Genomic DNA, 24,655 nt, shown 5'->3' on the forward strand with positions numbered 1-24,655 from the left:
TTTCCGGGAAATAGCTATGGACTTTGGGTTTAGCTCTCCTGCACATCTGACTTGTTATTGTAAGAAGTTATTTGGTGCAACTCCAACTGAACTGAGAAATAATTATAATAAGGGAAATGAAACTTAGACTGTAATGTGTTCATAGCTCTTGTCTTTTAGGGATCTTATTAGAAAGATCTCCGTGTGTATAAAGATAGGAAATACTTCTCGTAATTTCTTGGTATAAGACTTCCTTTGTTTTTTTTAACTCTCGGTTTAACTGAACCATGTAATCCAGCACAATTCAGGCATAAAAAAAGAGAGTTACTTTCGTGTAACTCTCTGATTTCTAAGTGATCCGCCTGGGGCTCGAACCCAGGACCCCAACATTAAAAGTGTTGTGCTCTACCTGCTGAGCTAGCGAATCAATCCTTATTTGCAAATCAGTTATTTCCTGATTGCGGGTGCAAAGGTAGTGACTTTTATTTAATTTGCAAGCGTTTCGTGGAAAAAAGTTCCAATTATTTTTCCTTTTTACTGCTTGTTTCTTGATTATCAGTTGTTTCTACTTCATCATATTTTATCTTTTCTTTGTTGATAATAAAGCGTTGGTAGTAAGAGAGCATTAAAGTTGTTAACGGTAAAGCAATAATCATTCCCAACATTCCCATTAATGAGCCCCAGATAGAAAGTGATAAAAGGATAATGGCAGGATTTAGGCCGGTAATCTTTCCCATAATTTTGGGGACGAGAAAAGTATCCTGTATAATTTGTACGATAGCAAAGACAGCTAATGCGCACGCAATGATAATCCAGAAATTCTGTCCCGTATCCGCTGCTTTGAGGATAGCTAGCAATACAGTGGGAAGGAAACCTATGATTTGCAGATAAGGAACCATGTTGAGAGCACCGATGAAAAGTCCCAGAGCGATAGCCATTGGAAAATCAATAATGAGGAAACCTATGCTGAACAGGATACCTACGCAAAATGCCACCAAAGCTTGACCACGAAAATATCTGTTCATACCGTCCTGCACGTCATGAACCAGATTGGAGGCAAATGTACGGTACTTGTTCGGAAGCAGGTGCAACCACCCTTCGGCTATTGCTTCATAATCCAGCAATATAAAAATAACATATAATAAGATAATAAAGGACGCAAGAATGCTAAATAGAATATTGAGAGATTCTGCAAGCAAAGCCCACATCCTGGGCACGGTATCCTTGATAGCTGCAAGAATATTCTCCTCGCTTAATATACGGTTGAGCGCTTGAAGGTCGATATTCTCATGGATAAACTCGGAAAGATTTTGAGGGACGTTGTTGCCGGCACCGTTGGTGAGGTAAGTCACGAGCAAGTCATTCATTCTGCTGATTTCCGAAATCATTGGCGGTACTAACAGATAAAATAAGGATACTCCGACAACTGTAATCAGGAATAATGCACAGAGGATAGAGACGATACGACTTTTCAACTTCAGCTTGTATTGGAAGAATTTGACCAGCGGATAAACCATGTAAGCGATCAGCCACGCAATAAAGAAGGGCAATAACACTCCGCTCAGTCGTTCCACCAGCATTAATATTCCTACCACCAATACACATCCGATGGCACCACGTATAAAACTGTCGAATGTTATTTTTTTCCTTTCCATATATGTAATTGTTAGTTTATATTTTTTGTCCGTCCTCTTCGAGCGCACGGAGATAACACTCCCTGCAGAGAGGCTCATATTCTGCTGTTTCTCCCAAAAGAACCTGTTTGTCATTCTTCACCGTGCGATGCGAGAAAGAAGCCAACTGTCCGCATTTCACACAGATAGCGTGCACTTTTGATACTTCGTCTGCAATGGCGCATAACTGAGGCATTGGTCCGAAAGGGTTCCCTTTGAAGTCCATATCCAGTCCGGCGATGATGACACGTACACCATTATTGGCAAGCTGGTTGCAGATATCAATTAGTCCGCTGTCGAAAAACTGAGCTTCGTCAATACCCACTACATCTATTTCGGAAGTGAATAGCAGGATACTTGCCGATGAGTCGATAGGAGTAGAAGCGATAGAGTGACTATCGTGTGAAACCACATCTTCTTCCGAATAACGGGTGTCGATAGCTGGTTTGAATATCTCCACACGTTGGCGGGCAAACTTGGCTCTTTTCATTCTACGAATTAGTTCCTCCGTCTTTCCGGAAAACATGGAGCCGCAGATAATTTCGATTCTACCTCTTCTTTTAGTCTCTTGTATATGATCTTCTGAGAATAATACCATGATATGATTTCGTGCTTCCTTGATTAAATAAATGTGTGTACAAAGGTAGCATAACTTTTTTGAAATAAAATAGTGTTGGCATTGTAACTTTCTTGTCTCGCTTTTGTAAATCCGCTCCGATACTTTTGCAGCCGTAAATCAGGATTTATTTATTAATATAATTAAATGAAAACAATGTTTAAGGTAAAAGTTTGTTTGTTGATGCTGTTGTGCAGTGTGGCTGCTGCAATGGCAAATCCCCCTGTGCCTGTTGAAAAGGTGAAAGGTACGATTAAAACGCCGAACGGAGAACCCGTTATCGGAGCTACTATTATTGAGAAAGGAACAACTAATGGTACCATAACGGATGTCAATGGTAACTTCGTATTGAAGATTATGAACAAGATAGGCGAACTGGAGGCTGCTTGTGTCGGGTTCAAAAAGGTTGTGTTTAAACCGGAAAAAGAGATTGTCAGTCTGATAATGGAAGAGGATACCAAAGTGCTTGGGGAAGTCGTGGTTACTGCCCTGGGTATCACCCGCGAGGCTAAATCATTGGGATATTCGGTACAGAAGTTGGGAGGTGACGGAGTGGTGCAAGCGCACGAATCCAATTTTGTGAACGCGTTGAGCAACCGTATTGCAGGTGTGCAGATTACGAATTCTTCTGGTGGCATCGGAGCTTCTTCGAGTATTCAGATACGTGGTCAAAACTTCGTGGGCGGATACAACTATAACAACTCTCCTTTATTTGTGGTAGACGGTGTGCCTATTAGTAATAACAATGAGCAGTCTACTCGAAGTTTCACCGGACGCCAGGACTACAATAATCCTAATTTTACATCAGGTGAAGCTGAAGTAGACTACGGAAACGCTGCCGGAGAGATAAATCAGGAAGATATTGAGAGTGTTTCTATTCTGAAAGGTCCGAACGCTTCGGCTCTTTACGGTGCACGTGCCGCTAACGGAGTGATTCTGATTACCACCAAAAGCGGGAAAGGGCAAAAAGGACTTGGAGTGACATATAGCTCTACCGTTTCTTTTGAGACTGCCCTTCGGCTTCCGGAATTTCAGAACAGTTTCGGCCAGGGGCTGGAAGGAAAATACGCTTATGTTGACGGTGCCGGAGGTGGTGTGAACGATAAGGACGTAGCCAACTGGGGCCCCGCAATGAACGGGCAGCTTATTACTCAGTTTGACTCTCCGTTGGATGATAACGGAAACCGGATTGCAATCCCTTTTGTGTCCGGAGGTAATCAATTGGAAGATTTCCTTCAGACGGGACATAATATATCTAATACAATCACGCTGAGTAACTCGAACGATAAACTGAATTATCGCTTGACGTATACTAATAATCAGCAGAAGGGTATTGTCCCTAATACCGGGCTGGCGAAGAATACGATAGGTTTGTCTGCCGGATATCAGATCATTCCACAGTTGCGTGCCGATGTGACTATGAACTATGTACATACCAACAGCGACAACCGGGCAAGTACGGGAGCGAAGAACGCTGACAACATCATGGCTATTTTCTTGAAAATGCCGCGAAATGTCAGTCTGAATTCCTTGCAGCAGCAGTGGCGTGATGGAAAAGAAAATGTAGCCCAGAATACACCTATCGGTGATGAAACGTCTACAGGAATCAACAACCCTTATTTTGTGGTCTACAATAATCTCAACGGAAATACCCGCGATCGTGTCTACGGAAATCTTCGTTTGAAATATGATATTCTCAAGGGGCTGTCTTTACAAATCCGTTCGGGGCTTGATGTATATTCGGACAAGAGAACGATGCGTCATGCCGTAACTTCACAATCTTTCTTCAACGGTTATTATCAGGAAGATGACGTTTCTTTTATGGAAATAAACAATGACTTTCTGTTGAGTTACCGTCTGCCGGATGAGGCTGTAAGAAACTTCGGGTTCAGTATTTCTGCCGGAGGAAATATGATGAACCAGATATCCAAGCGACTGGGGGCCATTGCACCGGAACTGACTATTCCCGGGGTATACAACCTGACAAATAATGCTAAACCGATTCTTGCGGGTAATTCTCTTACACAGAAGAAGGTGAACAGTTTGTATGTAACGGCACAGTTCAGCTATTTGAACGGATTGTTTCTTGATCTGACAGGAAGAAACGATTGGTCAAGCGCGTTGCCCAAGAAAAATAATTCTTATTTCTATCCTTCGGCTTCTCTGAGTGCTGTGCTGACAGACTTGTTCGATATAAGGAGCAATATCCTGACATTTGCCAAAGTAAGAACAAGTACCTCTATGGTACGTCGGGATTTGGAACCTTATCAGACGGCTTCCAACTTTATCATTTCTCAAGGGTGGGGAGGTAACTCTACTGCAACTGCCAATAATAACTATCCAAACCCGGATATCAAACCGGAGAAAGTAGTATCCTACGAGTTTGGTGGTGATTTTCGCTTTTTCAATAGCCGCGTAGGGATCGATGTGGCTTACTATAAAAGTATTACTACTGATTTGATTATTCCGATCACGCTGAATCCGTCTGCCGGATATGATACGAAACTGATGAATGTTGGAAAGATGACTAATCAGGGAATAGAGTTAATGGTCAACGTGGTTCCTGTGCGTACCAAAGACCTTGAATGGAGCTTGAACTTCAACTTCTCCAAGAATAAGAACAAAGTAGTTGCTTTGGCGGAAGATAAAGGAATCTCACGTATTCGCCAAATTGAACGGTGGGCCTCTCTGGAATTACGTACTGAAAACACTAAGGGCGATGGTTCTTATGGTTCTCTTTACGGTGATTATCTGGTATACAAAGACGGACAACTGCAACTGAAAAACGGCCTGCCGGTAGAAGAAAACGGTGACTGGGGATATTTGGGAAATGTGAATCCTGATTGGACGGGTGGTCTTGGTACGGATTTCAAATATAAGAACTGGACGTTCAGTGCGCTTTTCGGATTTCAGCACGGAGGTTCTGTTTACTCACGTACTTATATTGAAGGGATGAGAAATGGTTCGTTGAAAGAATCTCTGGCATGGCGTGATGCTGACGGAGCCGGAATGATTGTAGCAGACGGTATCGATGTGGAAACGGGACAGAAGAATACAGTGGCTGTACCGGTGAGAAACTACGTGCAGGCGTACTATGACAACGATATGATTGCCACCTTCGACGCTTCTTACGTGAAGCTGCGTGAACTGAAAATCGGATATACTCTTCCAAAGAAATGGCTGAAGAATACTCCGTTGAAAAACGTCTCTGTATCAGCTTTCGGACGTAATCTCTTTATCTGGACGGATGTCCCCAACATTGATCCGGAAGTTGCTTCTTACGATGGGCAACTGAAAGGGATAGAAACAATGTCTTTACCTTCTACCAGAAGCTTTGGATTCAATCTTAACGTAACTCTCTAATAAACAACAGAAATCATGAAAAGAAATAAAATAACTTTGTTGCTTGCCGCATTTCTACTGGTGTGTGGTTGTAGTGACTTCGAAGAGATTAATGTCAACCCCAATAATCCCCCGACTGTTCCTGCCAATCTTCTTTTGCCGACTGTTATCAGTACTGCTGTTTCTTCAATGACGGGTAGTGGCAATGGAGCTGCCGGACAGTTTATCCAACACATTAACTATATCGGAGGAAGTAACGAAAGTTTTGGGCGTTTCAATATAACCGGGGCTTCTTTCCGCGAAGAATGGAATGCTCCGATGCGTAGTGTAAAGGATATTAATCAGATCCTTGATATTGCAGAGAAAAACAATCAGCCTCAGTATAAGGCATTGGGATTGATCTGTAAAGTATATGTTCTCTCATTGATGACGGATGCGTATGGTGATATTCCGTATAATGAAGCTGGAAAAGGAGATGTCAGCGGATTGGAATTTCCGCATTATCAGGAACAGAAGGAAGTGTATCGATTAATGCTTGCCGACCTTGAAACTGCAAATCAGCTATTGAAGTCATTAAAGGCTGACGCTACTATTAGTGACGATATTCTTTTTAATGGAGATGCAGTGAAATGGCGTAAATATGCAAATTCTTTAAAAGTACGTATCCTGATGCGCCAGTCGGCGAAGAAAGATGTGTCTGCCGATATAGCTGCGATCTTCAACAATGCACAGGAATATCCCGTCTTTACTTCTATTGACGACCAGGCAACACTGGTGTATAACAATACCGTTGATTTCTACAAGTGGTATATACAACCTAAAAACCTGCCTTCTGACGGATCGGGTGTTATATTCGGAGATAATTTCCGGGTAAGTGAAGCCATAGTAGATGCTCTGCAAACCAAGGATGATCCTCGTTTACCGGTTTATGTTGCTCCGACAAAGCATTCTTTTGAAGCACATCGGGCAAATGCTTCTGTACCTTTTGTCTATCGCGGGCAACCGGCGGGACTGAGTGCGGCAGAGCAGAATGAGATTGATAAGGATGATTATTCAGTATTGAGCAGTACGATCCGAAGCGAAAGCCGTGCTTTCGTGATGACTTTTGCTGAACTTCAGTTTCTGAAAGCGGAAGCGATTATCCGAGGTATGATAACAGGGAATGCAGCCGATGAATATGCCAAAGGTATCAGAGCTTCTATGCAGAAGTGGGCTGCTATTTCTTCTGATGACGTGGACGTCTATCTGGCACGTCCGGATGTGGCATTGAATACAGCTCAGAATGAAGCATTGAAACAAATAGGTACACAGGCATGGATTGATAGTTTTCTGAATGGTTTTGAGGCATTCGCAAATTGGCGGCGTACCGGGTATCCGGAGTTGAAGGTCGGTACATCGGTATCAAGTGCTATTCCCGTGCGCTATATCTATTCGGATAACGAGCAGAACAACCCGAATCTGATTTCATGGACAAATGAGAAAATCGGACGCATGGTGAATGACACAGATATGGTATGGTTTCAACCTCAGAAATGGAATACAAATGATAAATGATAGATAGAATGAAAAAGTTATATAGTATCGTAGGAATGTGGATCGTGTCGGCCTTTTGTTTATTGTCGGCTCAATCACGTGTTTATTCTTCAGTCGAGAATGTACATTCTCATAATGATTATTTGCAGAATGTACCTTTTTATACTGCGTACTCCACACGGTGTGCTTCTATCGAAGCTGATGTGTTTCTGGTAGACGGAGAGTTGTATGTGGCTCATAAAGAGAATGAAATTAATAAAGCCCGTAAACTCCGGAATCTTTATTTGAATCCGATCAGGGAACAATTTGAAATGAATGGCGGCTCCGGTTACCCGAACGGAAAGAGCTTCCAGCTACTGATTGACTTGAAAACAGATTATAAGGAAACAATGAAGGTGTTGGAACAGCAACTATTGGAATATCGGGATTGTTTTGATGTAAAGAAGAATCCTTTGGCAGTCCGGGTGGTTGTCAGTGGCTTTCTCCCTTCACCGGAAGAATTTTCCAATTACGCAGATTTTATTTTCTTCGACGGAAGACCCCGATTCATCTATACGCCGGAACAGAGCCTGCGTATACCCATGATGAGTACTTCTTTCCGGACATTGACTCAATGGAACGGATTGGGAAGAATGGTAGAAACCGATTACAACAAGGTAAAAGCGTTTATAGATAAAGCTCATGCCGAAGGGAAAGCGGCACGTTTCTGGGGGTGTCCCGATACCAAAACGGCTTGGAATACTTTTATGAAACTAGGATTGGACTATCTGAATACCGACCATCCTGCTTTGCTGGATGATTTCCTGAAACGTTATCCGAAGAACTTTTATACCAGCAGGGGAAAGTTTCATGAGATTTATCAACCCACCTATAAAAATGACGGAAGCAAGAAAATGCCTAAGAATGTCATTGTGCTTATCTCCGACGGCGGTGCGGGGCAAGGGCAGATGTGGGCTGCGGCTACGGCTAATGGCGGCAAGCTGAATCTGATGCAAATGAAGAATATCGGACTGTTGAAAACGAATCCGACAAATGACTATACGACTGATTCGGCTGGAGCTGGAACTGCATTGGCTACCGGGCAGAAAACCCGTAACCGCCGTATCGGTACCGACTCTCTGGGTAATAAAATACAAAACATAACGGAAGCTTTGGCCGCAAAAGGAGTTCAGACAGGAATCATCAGTAATGACGGAATCACGGGAGCTACTCCTTCCGCTTACTATGCTCATCAACCGGAACGGGACATGGGGCAAGAGATAGCGGAAGATTTGCTTACTTCGCCTGCAGATCTGGTGATAGCCGCACCGGTGGAGGCTTTTGCAGCAAACGATAGTCTGTTGACGAAGCAATTGCGGGAGAAGAATATAGCAGTCTGTAACCAATTGCCCCAGCTGAGTCAGGTTCCTTTAAACCAGCGTGTTATCTGTTTGCAAGGAGATGACTATGGAAAGAATTTTCGGGTGATAGAAGAATCTTTCAATACAGTGATAACCCGTCTTTCGGCAGGTAAGAAAGGTTTCTTCACCATGATAGAAGGAGCAAAAGTTGATAAAGGCGGCCACGCTAATGATTTGTATACAGTGGTGGACGAATATCTGTCTTTTGACCGCTTGGTGGGGAAAGCTCTCGAATATGCCGATCAAAACGGAGAAACATTAATACTTGTACTCTCTGATCATGAGACGGGAGGATTGACTTTATTGGACGGTGATTATAAAACCGGAACTGTAACTGGGAATTTCTTTACGAATGACCATACAGGGATTCCAACGCTTTTATATGCTTATGGCCCCTGTTCACAGTATTTCTGCGGTTTTGCTGAAAACTCATCCTTATTTGATAAAATTCTGGGTTTCTATAAGTAATAGATACTGTCGATTCTGATAATATGGATAATATCCCCGAATGTATCTTTTTGCATTGCCGAAAAGTACATTCGGGGATGTTTTTTAGTACATAATTTAATATGCAAGAACTGTTAAATTATCCATTATTTTAAGTTATTGCATAAATTATTCCTACATTCGCACCATATTAAATAATAGACGGACATGAAACAGAAGCTATTAACAGATATCGAGTTGGATGTTCATGAGTTGAAATACCTCATGGAGTCATTCTCAAAGGAGTCGACTCAGACTTTGTCTGAACTGTTGAAGCGGAGTATTACACGGATGCAGGGACATTTGGATGAACTCTTGCAGGATGTGGATACTGTTTGTGAAAGTTTGCCGCCTTCTCCTATCGTAGAAGAATATAAAGAATCAGACACTTTTGTAGCGGAACCGGAACCTCCTGTTGTGGAAGAAACAATTGAGGAGGAAGAGGAAGAACCTGTTGCTGATGAATCAGTGACAGAGGAGTCTGTATTTATTGAGGATGAGGTGAGTAAGCCGACCGTATTGGGAGAAAGTATCAAACTGTCCGCCGGAGGGTTACGTCAATCTATCAGTCTGAATGATTCATTCCGTTTCTCACGCGAGTTGTTTGGTGGAGATACAGACTTGATGAATCGTGTGATCGAACAAATATCAGTCATGAGCTCCTACAAGACTGCTGTTGCATTTCTTTCCTCGAAAGCCGATATGAACGAAGAAAATGAAGCAGCAATTGATTTTCTGGAGTTGTTAAAGAAGTATTTTAACCAATCAGCGTAATAAAAAATATATGGGAAAGTTGTATGTAGTACCTACGCCGGTAGGAAATCTGGAGGACATGACCTTTCGGGCTATCAAAGTTCTGAAAGAGGTCGACTTGATTCTGGCAGAGGACACGCGCACTTCCGGTATCTTGCTGAAACACTTTGAAATAAAGAACGCAATGCAGTCCCACCACAAATTTAATGAACATAAAACGGTGGAAAGTGTTGTTAATAGAATAAAGGCAGGTGAAACAGTTGCGTTAATTTCGGATGCTGGAACGCCCGGAATTTCCGATCCCGGATTTCTTGTCGTTCGTGAATGTGTACGTAACGGTATCGAAGTAGAGTGCTTGCCGGGGGCGACAGCCTTTGTTCCGGCACTTGTAGCTTCGGGATTGCCGAATGAAAAGTTTTGCTTCGAGGGGTTTCTGCCTCAGAAGAAAGGACGGCAGACACGATTGAAGGCATTGGCAGAAGAACATCGTACAATGGTGTTTTATGAATCGCCTCACCGATTGTTGAAGACATTAACTCAGTTTGCCGAGTATTTCGGAGCTGAACGTCAGGTAACCGTGTCGCGTGAAATATCCAAGCTCCATGAGGAGACGGTTCGCGGCAGTCTGGCGGAATTGATAGAACACTTTACCGCTACCGAACCGCGGGGCGAGATTGTGATAGTATTAGCAGGAATAGACGATTAAAATAACTTCATTTAAAAACGTAAAACGTAAACGTATGAAAAAGTTAGCAGTTTTATTTGTATGCGCAGCCATGTTGGCTTCGTGTGATGGCTTTAAAGGTGGAAGTAAGGACCTGAAAGCTGAAAATGACTCTCTGTTGATGGAACTGAACCAGCGCAATGCTGAACTGGATGATATGATGGGAACTTTCAATGAAGTTCAGGAAGGTTTCCGTAAGATCAATGCTGCCGAAAGTCGTGTAGACTTGCAGCGCGGTACTATTACCGAAAATTCTGCTAGTGCCAAACAACAAATCGCTTCTGATATTGAATTCATCTCCAAGCAGATGGAGGAAAACAAAGCTCAGATTGCTAAATTGCAGGCTCAGTTGAAAAATAGCAGTTATAATTCTGCTCAGATGAAAAAGGCGGTTGCCGCTCTGACTGCTGAATTGAATGCTAAACAACAACGTATCGAAGAACTTCAAACCGAACTGGCTTCCAAGAATATCCGTATTCAGGAACTGGATGCTGCTGTAAGCGATCTATCTGCTGCCAAAGAAACGCTGGTTGCCGAAAACGAAGCGAAAGCTAAGACAGTTGCCGAACAGGATAAGAGCTTGAATGCTGCATGGTTTGTATTCGGAACAAAATCCGAACTGAAAGCCCAGAAGATTCTTCAAAGTGGTGATGTGCTGAAAAGCGCTGATTTCAACAAGGATTATTTCACTCAGATTGATATCCGTACAACAAAAGAAATCAAGTTGTACTCTAAACGTGCTGAGTTGTTGACTACTCATCCTGCCGGTTCTTACGAATTGGTGAAAGATGACAAAGGTCAGTTGACTTTGAAGATTACGAATCCTACTGAATTCTGGAGTATATCCAGATACTTGGTTATTCAGGTAAAATAAGGTAGACACCTCTTTTGAATTGCCAATGTGCTGATTCCTGAATGCAAGAAATTAGCACATTGGCTTTTTGTTTCTTATATATACCCCCGTAACTGTTGATGAAATATAGAAATCTTTTTTTTGATCTTGACGACACTATCTGGGCTTTTTCCCGTAATGCTCGCGATACTTTTGAAGAAGTCTATCGGAAATATTCATTCGAACGTTATTTTGATTCGTTCGATCATTATTATACGATTTATCAGCAACGGAATACCGAACTCTGGATTGAATATGGTGAGGGGAAGATAACGAAGGATGAACTGAACTGGCAACGTTTTTCTTATCCTTTGCAGGCGGTAGGAGTGGAGGATGAGACCTTGGCTGAAAAGTTCTCGGAAGATTTCTTCGCAATTATTCCTACCAAAAGCGGTTTGATGCCTTATGCGAAAGAGGTGTTGGAGTATCTGGCTCCGAAATATAATCTTTATATACTGTCCAACGGTTTTCGGGAATTACAATCACGTAAAATGCGTTCAGCAGGCGTAGACATCTACTTTAAAAAGGTTATCCTTTCCGAAGATCTCGGGGTACTGAAGCCGTGGCCTGAAATATTCAACTTTGCTCTTTCCGCCACTCAGTCCGAACTGCGCGAATCATTGATGATTGGTGACAGTTGGGAAGCGGATATAACCGGGGCACATGGAATAGGGATGCACCAGGCTTTTTACAATGTAACCGGTCGTACCTCATTTCCTTTTCAGCCTACTTATCACATTTATTCTTTGAAAGATTTGATAGATTTATTATAGATTTTATGGATTAAGTCGTATTTTTGTCGTGTTTAATAAATGCATAAAAATGCGATACTGCCATGGATAGTACACTTCTCCCGTTTGCCTTGCTTTGTTTCACTTCGTTCTTTACGTTGACCAATCCTTTGGGGACAATGCCCGTCTTTCTTACAATGACTCATGGAATGACGGATAAGGAACGTCAGTCTATCGTGCAACGTGCCACCATTGTGTCGTTTGTCACATTAATGGTTTTTGTTTTTGCCGGTCAGTTTCTTTTTAAGTTTTTCGGGATCTCTACTGATGGATTTCGTATTGCCGGTGGGGTGATTATCTTCAAAATCGGTTTTGATATGCTTCAAGCCCGCTACACGCCGATGAAGTTGAAGGATGAAGAAATAAAAACTTATGCTGATGATATTTCAATTACTCCTCTCGGGATACCAATGTTGTGTGGTCCCGGAGCGATAGCGAATGCTATTGTTTTGATGCAGGATGCTCACAACTTCGAAATGAAAGGGATTTTGATAGGAACTATCGGACTGATTTATCTGCTGACTTTCTTTATTCTCCGTGCTTCCACGAAATTGGTGAGTGTCTTGGGAGAGACGGGGAATAATGTAATGATGCGTCTTATGGGATTGATCTTAATGGTGATCGCAGTAGAATGTTTCGTCAGTGGGTTGAAACCGATATTGGTGGATATAGTGAGAGAAGGGATGGTTGGTGTCTTAAAATAAGAATAGTGAAAAACCGGGTAGTGGAAAAGTTACTCACTACCCGATTTTTTGTTGTTTGCAGATGAATGAATTATCTGTTACCGCCTGCCCACCAGACTTTTTCGTTATAAACATACTGTCCATTTCCATAAGCAGCTTTCACTTCTGCGTTTGTCGTTGTGTCACTATTGCCATATGGACAACGTAAGGGGAAAGGCTTGGTATTCTGTAATTGAATGAAACTTTCAGTAGGTGCTGTCATTCTACGGAGGTCATTATAAGATTCTGTAGCTTCTCCGGAAGCTCCCCATAGTGCAAAATATTTTTGTATCATGGTAGTTTTCAGAGGCTCATTCGTATATGTAGCTTCTACAGTGTTGTCAAAATAGCTATTCGCTTCTTCTTCCGTGATAGCGCTAGCTGGGTTTAGTAATGTGTTTCCCAATTCTTTTCTGGAAATACTAAAACTGTTCTCTGCATTTAGCAATCCGGCTACCACAGCCTCTTTCAAGGCGCTTTTTGCATCACGTCCCAATCGGCATAAAGCTTCTGCTTCTAAGAACTTTAACTCATGGAAGCTCATTAAAAGAGTAGGGGCTGTTGCTGAATACATAAACAGAGATGTACCATATTTGCTGGTTCCTTGTTCCGGTGTTCCGCTAGGTGCATATACATCAGTATCAGGAGTCCCCGGAGCTTGTGCTTTTCCTTCTTTCTCTTTGTCTAGTTTTGTAATGAATGCCCTGGACAGACGTGGGTCATTATATTCAGCTAGTTTGCTTCTCATGCTTTCGCTTGCTCCCAATGCTGCACGTGCTTTGAAGAAACCATAAAGTGGATTTATGTTATTGACATCATATACACTGAATGCTGCCTGTTCTTCTGTGTTTTTAAAAGACTTGCTTACATACTCCAACACTTTCTCCATATCAGCGTCTTTATTAGTTGACCTTTGAAGTAGGTGCATCGTATAGCGTGCTTTCAGGGCATATGCAAATTTGAGCCATTTTTCTGCATCTCCTTGGTAAAGTAAATCTTGACTGGATGGATCTATTAAATCCTCTTGTTGTAAGTCTGCAATAGCGTCATCCAGATATTGCATTGCTTGTTTATAAATATCCTCTTGTTTATCCATTTTGGGATTTAGATAAACGGGGGAACCATTTTCGTCAACTAAGGCAGCTTGGCTGCACGGAGCATCGCCAAACATATCTGCTATTAATGCACAGTTGTAGGCTGCTAATACTTCGGCCATGCCTTTGGTTGTATAATTGCCGTAATCTATCCCTCCATCACTACATTGGTTAATTATGATACGGGCGGATTTTAATGTTGAGTACAGGTTGTTCCATGTATTATTGAAAGTGGAAGATGATGTCGGTTCACTTTCTCTGGTTTCTGCATAATACAATTGATTGTCAACACCTACTTCATATTCAATATATGAAGATAGATAAGTATTTAAGTCTCCTCCTGCATTTGAAAACGCGGTAGAGGTTATTACATCAGTTAGGATAAATCTTCCAGCCACGCTTTGTGTGTGTCCATGATCTTTATTTATTCTATCCATTGCATCTTCCGAACATCCGGAAAGGACAACTGATAAAACGCCAACGGCAAAAAATCCTTTAATTATAGTATATGTTTTCATCTTTCTTTTTAGCTAATTAGAATTTTACATTAAATCCGAAGCCATAACTGGCCGTTCCGGGTAAAGAGAAACGTTCGAATGCGCCTCCCATATTGTCATTGCCTTGTGAAGCCTCTGGGTCGAATCCTTTAAATTCTGACCAAACTAATATGTTACGTGCAAAGACATTTACGTTTACGTTTAGCCATTTTTTGGAGAGGACCGGATAGCTTATGGATAATTCACGTAACTTAATATAAGAGTTGTCATAAATATAAGACTCGTCAATAGACCTTCTTCTTGTGAAATAGGATTGAGCATCAGATACCTTTATGTCATTAGGAGCATAAATCGGATTTCCATTGGTATCTTTACCCGTTTCTTTAACTGAGTTTTCTACAATAAAATCAGTTTTACGCATATCTCCAGATAATTTACTCACACCGTAATAGTTCATCTCGCCAGCGGTACCGGAATACATTTGACCGCCTTGTTTCCAATCAAATACAGCTGAAATGCGGAACTTGTATAATTCAATATTAGTATTGAACCCCAGGCGGAAATCGGGAGATACAGTTCCGATGACCGCATCTTCTCCTTGCATGGGGAGCCCGTTTTGATCTACAACTATCTTACCTTCATTATTGCGCATATAGCTTTTTCCATAGATTACAGGGAATTTGTCACCAATTCCGGCACGTACTTGTGGAGTAACAAAACCTCCTAACATAATGCTTTCTACTCCTGGAGCCAGTTCATCAACATAATTGTCGATTTTGGAGAAGTTGAAGGCAAAATCAAGTTTAAAGTTCTTTGTATCTACCGGAGAAATGCCCAAGGTCACTTCATGAGTATTAGTATGTATCTTACCTCCGTTCATTATCATACTTGAGGCTCCGGTTGAACCGGCTAAAGGAACTTCAAATATCTGATCCTTTACATTCTGACGGGAGTAAGTATAATTCAATGTGACCAATCCGTTGAAGAAAGTAAGATCAGCTCCTATCTCGTATGATTTTGTATTCTGTGGCTTTAAGTTGGGATCATATACTTTATAGTATGGTACATAAGCCATTGCTCCGGCTATTGGGTATACAATAGGATTCCCCATATAGAAACCGCCACCATAAGCGGGAGTGTAGTAATAGCTTTGAGTATAATCTCCTGCCATACCTACTTCTGCGTAGGAGGCACGTATTTTACCGAAAGTTAATATATTGTTCTTTAACGGTGCCAATTCTGTAAAAATGAATCCTAATGAGACTGATGGATAAGTGAAAGAACGATTGTTACGAGGCATACTTGAAACGATGTCATTACGTATACTTCCACTTAAGTAGAGCATATTTTTCCATGCAACTGATACATTTGCAAAATTACCTACGGTTCGTTTTTTATTGTATTGACTTTCATTGGAAAATACAGAAGCATTATTTAAGTGATTCCAGCCCGGAAAGTTGAAATTCATGCTATACGCATATTCGTATTTTGTCTTTTTATCAACAAATTCATTACCGATTAAAGCGTCTAATGCCCATTCATCATTAATATTCCATGTGTAAGAGGCAGTCAGTAATGAGTTTAGCTCATTAACAGTATAGTGATATTCCGAATCTTCACCTGTAGCGGCCCAAGTGCTTCCATATCCATAAATTTCAGAATAGTTAGTTGTATAAGCATCGTCACCTATTTGATACTTAATATCCAGTTTATGGTTGTCGGTCCCGAATTTAGTGGAGTATTTCACAAAGGCATTTCCAAAGAAGCGTTGTGAACGTTCTGAAAATTGATTATTATCGACAGCCCAGTAAGCATCGTCAATCCAATCACTACGATAGGTATTTTGAGTATATAGGTCACCTTCTATATGGGAAGGAATGCCTGCCATATTATAACTAACAGGAGCATTGTAAACAGTAGCAACTACACTTGTGTTGGCAGTAGATTGTTTTGTGATCTTTGAAGTCACAAAATTCCCATTAAATCCGGTAGTCCAGTTGGGGTGCAGTTGTGCTTCTGCTGATAATTTTACATTGTATCTATCCATACCTGTTGAGGGAACAATACCATTGGTAGTGGTATTTCCCATAGAGAAAGAGTAGTTCCCTTTATCAAATTTTTGGGCTACATTCACATTGTTGCTCCACGATACACCAGTTTCGAAGAAGTCTTTCATGTTGTTATATGCTTTTGGAGTAGCCCAAGGGTCCATACCGGCTGCTGCAAGCTGAGGAACGTAATACCTGTCTGGTTGTTTACCATACTTATTGGTGTAACTATTATTAGTATTTCCACCATAGTTAGGATCATTAGGTAATTCTGAGATTCTAGGACCCCATGCAAAAGGTGATAAGGGGTCAAATACTCCTTTAGAGCCTTGTGCGTATTCTTGTTGTAACTCTGGCAGGGTTGAGATCTTATCGAATGAAAGGTTGGTGCTAAAAGTGATGTTTGGTTTCCCTTTATTTGCTCCTTTACCACTTTTAGTAGTGATAACAATAACACCGTTCGAGGCCCTCATTCCATATAATGCAGAAGCAGCCTGTCCTTTCAGTATATTAATACTTTCGATGTCGTTAGGATCAATATCGACTGCACGATTAGCATAGTCTGTGCCATATGCTCCGTCAGTAAGAGATGTACTAACATCGGCAGTAGAAGCAATTGGCATACCGTCAATTACATATAAAGGGGTATTATCTCCTGTGAAAGAACGGGAACCGCGAATGGTTATTTTAGAAGAGGCTCCCGGCATACCCGATGAAGGAGTGATGTCAATACCTGATACTTTTCCTTGTAATGCACCTGCTAAATCCGTATTGGCCGCCCGTGTCAGTACATCTGATTTTACATCTTGTACAGCATATCCTAATGCTTTTTTCTCACGTGAGATACCCATTGCTGTCACAACTATCTCATCTAATTTTTGTGCATCAGCTTTCAGTATGACTTTTAAGGTCGGTTTAATAATGACTTCCTGAGTCTGCATTCCAATATACGAAATCTGCAAAGTCTTTGCAGAACTTGGTCGTTCGATATTGCTCTTATTATCAATAGATTATAACTATTTGCAAAACATAAGTATCTTGTCATTCTTCTTAATAAAAAACAACCTATATCTTTAATTTATAGCTTATTATTTATAGTAGCAATGATATAAAAACAGAAATTGTGCTACTAAATATCTACTTGAAAAAGAGATAAGTATTTAGTAAATAATCGTTTAGACTTTGAAAAGAACCCACTTTGACTTTGTTATTTTGTTCCACAACAATTTCCATTGAATGCAAATACTAGAATTACTTAATTGAGAATATTCCTCAGATGTTAATAAAAATAGGTTTTATTTATTCTATGTGGTATCTTATTTTATAAATTAAAATGATTTACTTCTTTCCGTACGGTTGTGGATTATTTTTAAGTTAGTAACTATCTACTTCTCGTACTTAATAAATCAATCTTTGTTATTGCATAATTTTATTCGTCTGACAGATGTTGTTTTTTCGTCTGACAACTGTTAGACGAAAGAGAAACAACTGTCAGACGAAAGTTTAACAGTTGTTAGACGAATAAAGCTATGCATAACGAGTACTAACTAATAGTATCCGGAGAGCTTAATCCTGGAAGATTTAGGATTAGTTTCCTTTATGTTTGCCACCGGCTTTTGAGTAGATTGCTTTTTCAAGATCCCGTACAAGAGTTATATCCATAATATTCGCATATACCTGAGTCGTTTTTACACTTTTATGTCCTAACAACTTTTGTACAGTAGTGATATTAGCACCACTATATATTAATAAGGTAGCATTTGTATGGCGGGCGGTATGAAATGATATACGTTTATCAATTTCTGCCAGTTTCCCTAATATACTCAGTTCCTTATTAATATTCGAATTATCTTTCAATTTGAAAAAACGATTAAGATCATCCTTATAGCGCTGCAATATATGAATGCCTTTCCCTTCAAACAATAGATATAATGGTAGACGTACCTCAATACCAGTTTTGACTGATTTGTAAATAAGCCACGTTTCCTGTTGAAACTCAACAATATTTGCAGATGTCAAATTGGTAAAGTCGGAGTATCGTAATCCGGCGTAACAGCAAAATAAAAAGGAATCTTTTGTCTTTTGCAATTTAGCATATTTTCCTCCTAGCTGTAAATCCTCCAATTTATGCAATTCTTCCGGTGATAGATGACTATGTCTGCCTTCTACACTTTTTATTTTATATTTTCTGAATGCATATTTCTGCACGTCCATATAATCCTTATTTATAGCGACGTTAACATAACGTTTCAAATGTTTCATATGTTTGGCAATCGTATTCAGGTGATATCCCTTGGATTGCAGATAATTGTCAAATGAAGACACAAATTCAAATGTCAGGTCCGTGAACTGTACTTCCTTCTTAAATTCTTGGAGTAGCTCCAGAGTAGACAGGTGATTCTGTCTGGTGCTTTCTTTCAAAGAAGAATTAGCGACTTCTTCTCTGAAGAAAGTTAAGAACGATCTACCGTTGCTTACAGGTTTATCGATGGAATCCTTTAATAACTCCAAAGAAATACTCTTCCCCTGTTGCCATAATCCAAGTTCTATTTGTTCAATAGCCGCAATGTGCTCGTATAACATACGATTCAATACGTCTGCATTAGGATGTCCCTTTACCATTCTACGTTTCGTATCCCACTGTTCAGGTTTAAGGTATATCTTAGTAGAGAAATATATTTTTCTTCTATTTAAATAAGCTTCTACCTGTACTAATGCCATTCCCTTTTTATTCAATCTTTTTTTTCTGTTAAACACAAGGTTGTAACTAATCTTTTCCATACTTCAGTTTTTTAATTAATAATAGAACAAATTAGACGTAGTTCTGTGCTACGCCAGGGTTGAATATGCATTAATATCTCTAAAAAAATAAATCCTCAAAAATGAAGTATTCACAAAACTTTAAATTAAATGCCACTTTTTATTGATGTTTTTTTCAAAATAAGCAAAAAGGTTTGTTAATAGAGGTGTTTTGTGACTAAAAATGAGTATGTGAAATATTAAAATGAGCATTTTGCTTTTGCAAAGTGTCGCTTCTGAGTTTTGAAATCAAAACTTTTGCAGCCAATATCTATGCTTATTAGCATAAATATTAGCAATTGAATAACAGAATGCCATATTTGCAACCTTTTTTTATTAAATGAATTGTTAGTTTCATATTTATTAATATATTTGCAAATTGTTAGAGTAAAGAAACAATTAATGTAAAGTTAAACTTTAAGAGAGAATTTATGAAAAGAAAATTGATGCTGTTATTGGCATGCCTTTTTGTGGGCATAAGTCTGGTAACTGCCCAAACTCAGAAGATCACAGGTGTTGTGATTTCTGAAGAAGACGGGCAGCCAGTTGTTGGCGCCTCTGTGTTAGTAAAAGGTACTACTCAAGGTACAATCACAGATGTGGATGGTAATTTTAATTTGGCAAATGTACCAAGTTCTGCAAAGACTTTGCAGATTTCGTATATTGGAATGCAGGCGCAAGAAGTGGCAATTAAACCCCATTTAAAAATCACATTGAAGCCGGATGCTAAACAATTAGATGAGATTATAGTTGTTGCTTATGGTACTGCTAAGAAATCAGCATTTACCGGTTCTGCTTCAACTATTAAAGCTGATAAATTGGAAGAGAGAATTGTGTCGAATATCACCAATGCCCTCTCCGGACAGGTGGCCGGTATTCAGACAGTAAATGCTAACGGAGCTCCGGGAGCGTCTGCGACAGTTCGTATCCGTGGTATCGGTTCTATGAGTTCAAGCAATGCTCCGTTGTATGTAGTAGACGGAGTACCTTATGATGGTGATATGTCTTCCATTAACCCTCAAGATATAGAATCCCTTTCTGTATTGAAGGATGCGGCTGCTAACTCTATTTATGGAGCACGCGGAGCGAATGGAGTTATCTTGATTACAACTAAATCTGCTAAAACAGAAAAAGCAAAGGTCACATTTGATGCCAAATGGGGGTCCAATTCGCGCATGGTTCCTCAATATGATGTAATTGGAACGGCAGAATATTACGAAACGCAGTACAAGACTTTGTACAATTCCAAGATCTATACCGGTTCCTCTAAGGCCGAAGCTTATAATTATGCAGATAAAACTTTGTTGGACGCAAAAAATGGTGGATTGGGATACCTTGTTTATACCGTGCCTGATGCTGAAAAATTGATTGGTAACAATTTCAAGCTTAATCCTAATGCTAAGTTAGGGTATTCTGATGGTAAATATTATTATACTCCTGACGATTGGTATGACGAAGTATTCAGTTCAAATTTCCGTCAGGAATACAATGTTAATATCTCAGGCCGTTCTGACAAATTGAATTACTATGCAAGTGTCGGTTACCTGAATGATTCCGGTATTATTCAAAATTCTGCTTACAAACGTTATACCGGTCGTGCAAAAGTTGATTATCAAGCTAAAGAATGGTTAAAAGTAGGAACCAACATTGCATACACTTATTCGGATTCACAAGCTCCTGACTATCAGGATGGTGATTCTTGGGGAAGTTCTGCTAACTTATTTTATGTATCCAATACAATTGCACCGATCTATCCTTTATATGTACGTAATGCTGACGGAAGTATTGCTATCAATCCCAACACAGGGTATAAAATCTATGACTCGGGTAACAACAGCGGCTTTTCTCGTCCTTCGGTAACTGGAAATGCGGCTAGAGACATCGAACTGAACCGTCAGCATGAATATACCGATTTGTTAAGTGGAAAATGGTATGCTAACATCACTCCGATTGAAGGTTTGACGCTGACTGCTAATATTTCTGCGAATGTACAGAACAGCCGTTTGAACCAGTTGAGCAGTGCTTTCGGATCTGCATCGGCAGATGATGGTTCTGTTTTTGTACAGCATACCAGAATGATGGGAGTGAATAACCAGTATCTGGCAACCTATGCACGTACGTTTGCCGATAAGCATAATGCAGATTTATTGGTCGGTTATGAACAATACCGTTATAAGAATCAAGTACTCTACGGAGAAAACACCAATCTGTACAACCCATATATTGGTGAGTTGAATAATGCCGGAGGTATAGACAAGAAGAATGCGAAATCATATACGGACAATTATATGACCGAAGGTATTTTGAGCCGTTTGCAATATAACTATGACGGAAAATACTTCCTCAGTGCTTCTTATCGTCGTGACGCTTCTTCACGTTTCCATAAAGATCACCGTTGGGGTAACTTCGGAAGTGTAGGTGGAGCTTGGCTGATTAACCACGAAAAGTTCATGGAAAACGTGAAATGGGTGAATATGTTGAAACTGAAAGCTAGTTGGGGTGTGCAGGGTAATGACAGACTGCTGATTACTGTAAACGGTGTACAGCGTGACAACTGGTATGCTTATCAAGACCAGTATGATGTGAACTACGCTAACGGGCAATATTCACTGATTCTCAAATATAAAGGAACGAAAGATCTGACTTGGGAAACGTCTTATGCTTTCAATATCGGTACTGACTTTGAATTATTCAACAACCGTTTGAATGGTACTATTGAATATTTCAGCAGAAAAACTGTCGATTTGTTGTATAACAAACCGATCCCTGTATCATCCGGTATCAGTACAGGCTATGAGCCGACCAACGTGGGCGATATTATGAATAAGGGTGTTGAATTGGATTTGAACGGCATTATCCTTCGCGGAAAGGATTATGAATGGGCTATGAACTTCAACCTGACGCACTATACCAATAAAATTACTGCATTGGATCCGGATTTGGAGAAAAATGGCGGTCAAAAAGGTTCTTATTATATTTACCGGGTAGGAGGATCTCTTTACCAGTCTTATTTGAAAACATACGCCGGAGTAGATCCGGATACGGGAAAGGCATTGTATTATGTGGATCCGGATAATGGTGATTATACAAAGACTTCTAACTATGAAGAAGCCCAACAAGCGGATCAGGGTACTACGTTGCCAAAAGTATATGGTGGTTTGGGGACTTCAGTGCGATTCTACGGTTTTGATTTCTCATTGCAGCTTTCTTATCAGTTGGGCGGCAAATATTACGACGGGGCTTATCAGGCATATATGCACAATGGAAATAGTGGTATGCAAGGTACAAACTGGTCTACGGACATCCGTAAAGCGTGGACACCGGACAATCGTTATACTGACGTACCTCGTTTAAGTGCAAGTGATGCAAGCTACCAACAGGATTCCAGCCGTTTCCTTGTTAGCTCGGATTATCTCAGCCTTAACAATATTACATTGGGATATACAATACCGAAACGTTTGACCAGCAAACTGGGACTATCTCATTGTAGAGTTTATTTGACGGCTGACAATGTAGCTCTTTTATCGGCACGCAAAGGTCTTGACCCGCGTTTGGGATTAGGTCTGGGAAGCTCGACTGCTGAAAGTGGTGCCAATACTACCAGTTCATATTCTGCGATGCGTACTATCACAGGAGGAATTTCTCTTACGTTTTAATTAAAAAAGAAAGAACTATGAAACGAATAAATAAGTTTGCACTTTTTATATTGGGAGCATTATCGTTTGCTTCCTGCTCTGACATCAATGATATTGAGAGTGAGGGCTACCGAATTACAGGTGAACAGATAGATGATGCTACATCTGTCATCCCTTCCCGTGTGGAGGCTAAAATTGCAGGTATGTATAGCAGCATGGGGACAGTGTGTGCTGCATTTCCTTCTGATACCAGAGATGATGACGGTGGTTATCCGACAGTTTGTCTTTCTCAGGATTTGAATGGCCCGGATATGATCTGTGCCAATAATGGTTATAACTGGTTTTCTGTCAGCAGTGAATATAGTGACCGTTATGCTACGTATGCCAATCCCTTTGCACGTTATGCTATCTTTTATAATCAGATAAAAGCGGCTAATGATATTATTCTTTCTATTGATCCGGCGACGGCGAGTGAGACTGAAAAGTATTATTTAGGACAAGCTAAGGCGGTTCGTGCGTTTGATTATTTATGTCTGGCACCTTATTATCAGTTCCGCTATGCTACCAGTAAAGACCTTCCATGTGTGCCGTTGATAACGGAAGAAACGACTAATTTTGTCAATAATCCTCGTGCTACGGTAGGTAAGGTCTACGAACAAATTATAAGTGACTTGAATAGTGCTATTGATTTGTTGGAAGGATATAACCGTCAGGGAGATAAGACTCGTATCGACCAACAGGTTGCTTATGGGTTACGTGCACGTGCTCACTTGTATATGGGAATGTGGCAAGAAGCATACAATGATGCTGATAAGGCAATGGAAGGCTATACTCCTTATACTAAGGAAGAAGTGTCCAAACCTGCTTTTTATGATATATCCGATCATAACTGGATGTGGGGAATTAACGTTTCTGTACCTATGGTGAATAAGAATGCGTATGCAACTCCGGCAGGACAATTAGGGTCATTCTCCAGTTATGCTTACACGGCGGGAGTAGCCATGTATAAGACTATAAACTCCTTGCTTTATAAGAAAATCTCAACATCAGATGTCCGCAAACAATGGTGGGTCGATGAAAACCTGAAATCAGACGCATTATCTGGACTTAGCTGGGGCTCTGCAATTGGAAATGATATTTCGACATTGGAAATAGAAGATGTAAAAATGAAATTTATCAAATATACCAATGTGAAGTTCGGAATGAAAAGTGGTATAGGAAGCTCCAATAATGACAATGACTGGTGTATCATGCGTGCCGAGGAGATGATTCTTATCAAAGCGGAAGCTTTGGCACAACAGAATGACGAAGGTAATGCTGCTAAAGAGCTTAAGGTATTGATGGATGAGCGTGATGCGAGTTGGAACAAAAGTTCTGTAACTGTTGATGATGTTTGGTTGCAACGTCGTATTGAATTATGGGGTGAAGGCTTCTCTATGGCAGATATTATGCGTTTGGGTAAACCTGTTGTTCGCTTCCAGGGAAGTGACAAGGGAAACTGGCCGGATGCTTTCTGTTTCAATATTGCTGCTGATGACCCTTGGTTGCTGTTGCGTATCCCGCAGAAAGAAAGCAATAACAATGCCGGTATCGTGAATAATACCGGAGGTAACCTTCCCGTAGCAGGGCAGAATCCGAATCTAAAAGATGGTGCAACTGATTAAAATGAAT

General features: G+C 40.5%; 15 protein-coding genes and 1 tRNA gene. 10 read left to right on the forward strand and 6 right to left on the reverse strand.

From position 1 onward, the window contains the following. Nucleotides 1–333: 333 nt before the first annotated feature. The 3 genes from BHV72_RS07155 to BHV72_RS07165 form a co-directional block, all read right to left on the reverse strand. Nucleotides 334–406, reverse strand: a tRNA-Lys gene (locus tag BHV72_RS07155). Nucleotides 407–500: 94 nt separating this feature from the next. Next, nucleotides 501–1,634 (reverse strand): AI-2E family transporter, encoded by a 1,134-nt coding sequence (locus BHV72_RS07160; RefSeq protein WP_005678626.1) that lies wholly within the window; start codon nt 1,632–1,634, stop codon nt 501–503. 16 nt (nt 1,635–1,650) lie between these two features. Continuing rightward, the gene (locus BHV72_RS07165) at nt 1,651–2,250 is read right to left on the reverse strand and encodes a thymidine kinase (protein WP_022041455.1); all 600 of its coding nucleotides are present in this window, start codon (nt 2,248–2,250) and stop codon (nt 1,651–1,653) included. A gap of 165 nt (nt 2,251–2,415) precedes the next feature. Here BHV72_RS07165 and BHV72_RS07170 point away from each other — a divergent pair, with 165 nt between their 5' ends. The 8 genes from BHV72_RS07170 (at nt 2,416) to BHV72_RS07205 (ending at nt 12,893) form a co-directional block, all read left to right on the forward strand. Further along, a complete protein-coding gene (locus tag BHV72_RS07170) occupies nt 2,416–5,631 on the forward strand; it encodes a SusC/RagA family TonB-linked outer membrane protein (protein ID WP_005678628.1) in 3,216 nt (1,071 codons plus the stop codon). 15 nt (nt 5,632–5,646) lie between these two features. Beyond that, nucleotides 5,647–7,164 carry a SusD/RagB family nutrient-binding outer membrane lipoprotein gene (locus BHV72_RS07175; protein WP_286855504.1) on the forward strand — a complete coding sequence of 506 codons (1,518 nt, stop codon included), beginning with the start codon at nt 5,647–5,649 and terminating at the stop codon, nt 7,162–7,164. Between the two features lie 8 nt (nt 7,165–7,172). Next, nucleotides 7,173–9,011, forward strand: coding sequence for an alkaline phosphatase (locus BHV72_RS07180; protein ID WP_022041458.1), 1,839 nt, complete (start codon nt 7,173–7,175; stop codon nt 9,009–9,011). Nucleotides 9,012–9,197: 186 nt separating this feature from the next. Further along, complete coding sequence (locus BHV72_RS07185; protein WP_005678631.1) at nt 9,198–9,803, forward strand: DUF8457 domain-containing protein; 606 nt, start codon at nt 9,198–9,200, stop codon at nt 9,801–9,803. A 10-nt stretch (nt 9,804–9,813) separates the two neighbouring features. Next, nucleotides 9,814–10,488: a 16S rRNA (cytidine(1402)-2'-O)-methyltransferase gene (gene rsmI / locus BHV72_RS07190; RefSeq protein ID WP_005678632.1), complete on the forward strand. Its 675-nt coding sequence runs from the start codon at nt 9,814–9,816 to the stop codon at nt 10,486–10,488. Nucleotides 10,489–10,522: 34 nt separating this feature from the next. Beyond that, nucleotides 10,523–11,380, forward strand: coding sequence for a Cbp1 family collagen-binding glycoprotein adhesin (locus BHV72_RS07195; protein ID WP_005678633.1), 858 nt, complete (start codon nt 10,523–10,525; stop codon nt 11,378–11,380). Nucleotides 11,381–11,478: 98 nt separating this feature from the next. Beyond that, on the forward strand, nt 11,479–12,171 hold the full coding sequence (locus tag BHV72_RS07200; RefSeq protein ID WP_022041459.1) for a YjjG family noncanonical pyrimidine nucleotidase: 693 nt from the start codon (nt 11,479–11,481) through the stop codon (nt 12,169–12,171). 62 nt (nt 12,172–12,233) lie between these two features. Further along, nucleotides 12,234–12,893, forward strand: coding sequence for a MarC family protein (locus BHV72_RS07205; RefSeq protein ID WP_005682614.1), 660 nt, complete (start codon nt 12,234–12,236; stop codon nt 12,891–12,893). 70 nt (nt 12,894–12,963) lie between these two features. Here BHV72_RS07205 and BHV72_RS07210 read toward each other — a convergent pair whose 3' ends face one another. From BHV72_RS07210 to BHV72_RS07220, 3 genes are all read right to left on the reverse strand, one after another. Further along, on the reverse strand, nt 12,964–14,523 hold the full coding sequence (locus BHV72_RS07210; protein ID WP_005678636.1) for a SusD/RagB family nutrient-binding outer membrane lipoprotein: 1,560 nt from the start codon (nt 14,521–14,523) through the stop codon (nt 12,964–12,966). A 16-nt stretch (nt 14,524–14,539) separates the two neighbouring features. After that, complete coding sequence (locus tag BHV72_RS07215; RefSeq protein WP_227102846.1) at nt 14,540–17,557, reverse strand: SusC/RagA family TonB-linked outer membrane protein; 3,018 nt, start codon at nt 17,555–17,557, stop codon at nt 14,540–14,542. Nucleotides 17,558–18,137: 580 nt separating this feature from the next. Then, complete coding sequence (locus BHV72_RS07220) at nt 18,138–19,331, reverse strand: site-specific integrase (protein WP_122265258.1); 1,194 nt, start codon at nt 19,329–19,331, stop codon at nt 18,138–18,140. A 449-nt stretch (nt 19,332–19,780) separates the two neighbouring features. Between BHV72_RS07220 and BHV72_RS07225 the strand changes: the two genes are divergently transcribed. Then, on the forward strand, nt 19,781–23,005 hold the full coding sequence (locus BHV72_RS07225; protein ID WP_286855508.1) for a SusC/RagA family TonB-linked outer membrane protein: 3,225 nt from the start codon (nt 19,781–19,783) through the stop codon (nt 23,003–23,005). A gap of 17 nt (nt 23,006–23,022) precedes the next feature. After that, nucleotides 23,023–24,648 carry a RagB/SusD family nutrient uptake outer membrane protein gene (locus tag BHV72_RS07230; RefSeq protein ID WP_005678642.1) on the forward strand — a complete coding sequence of 542 codons (1,626 nt, stop codon included), beginning with the start codon at nt 23,023–23,025 and terminating at the stop codon, nt 24,646–24,648. Nucleotides 24,649–24,655: the final 7 nt, after the last annotated feature.

The sequence above is a fragment of the Bacteroides sp. 43_46 genome (genome assembly GCF_001915455.1).
Classification (GTDB): Bacteria; Bacteroidota; Bacteroidia; order Bacteroidales; family Bacteroidaceae; genus Bacteroides; species Bacteroides caccae.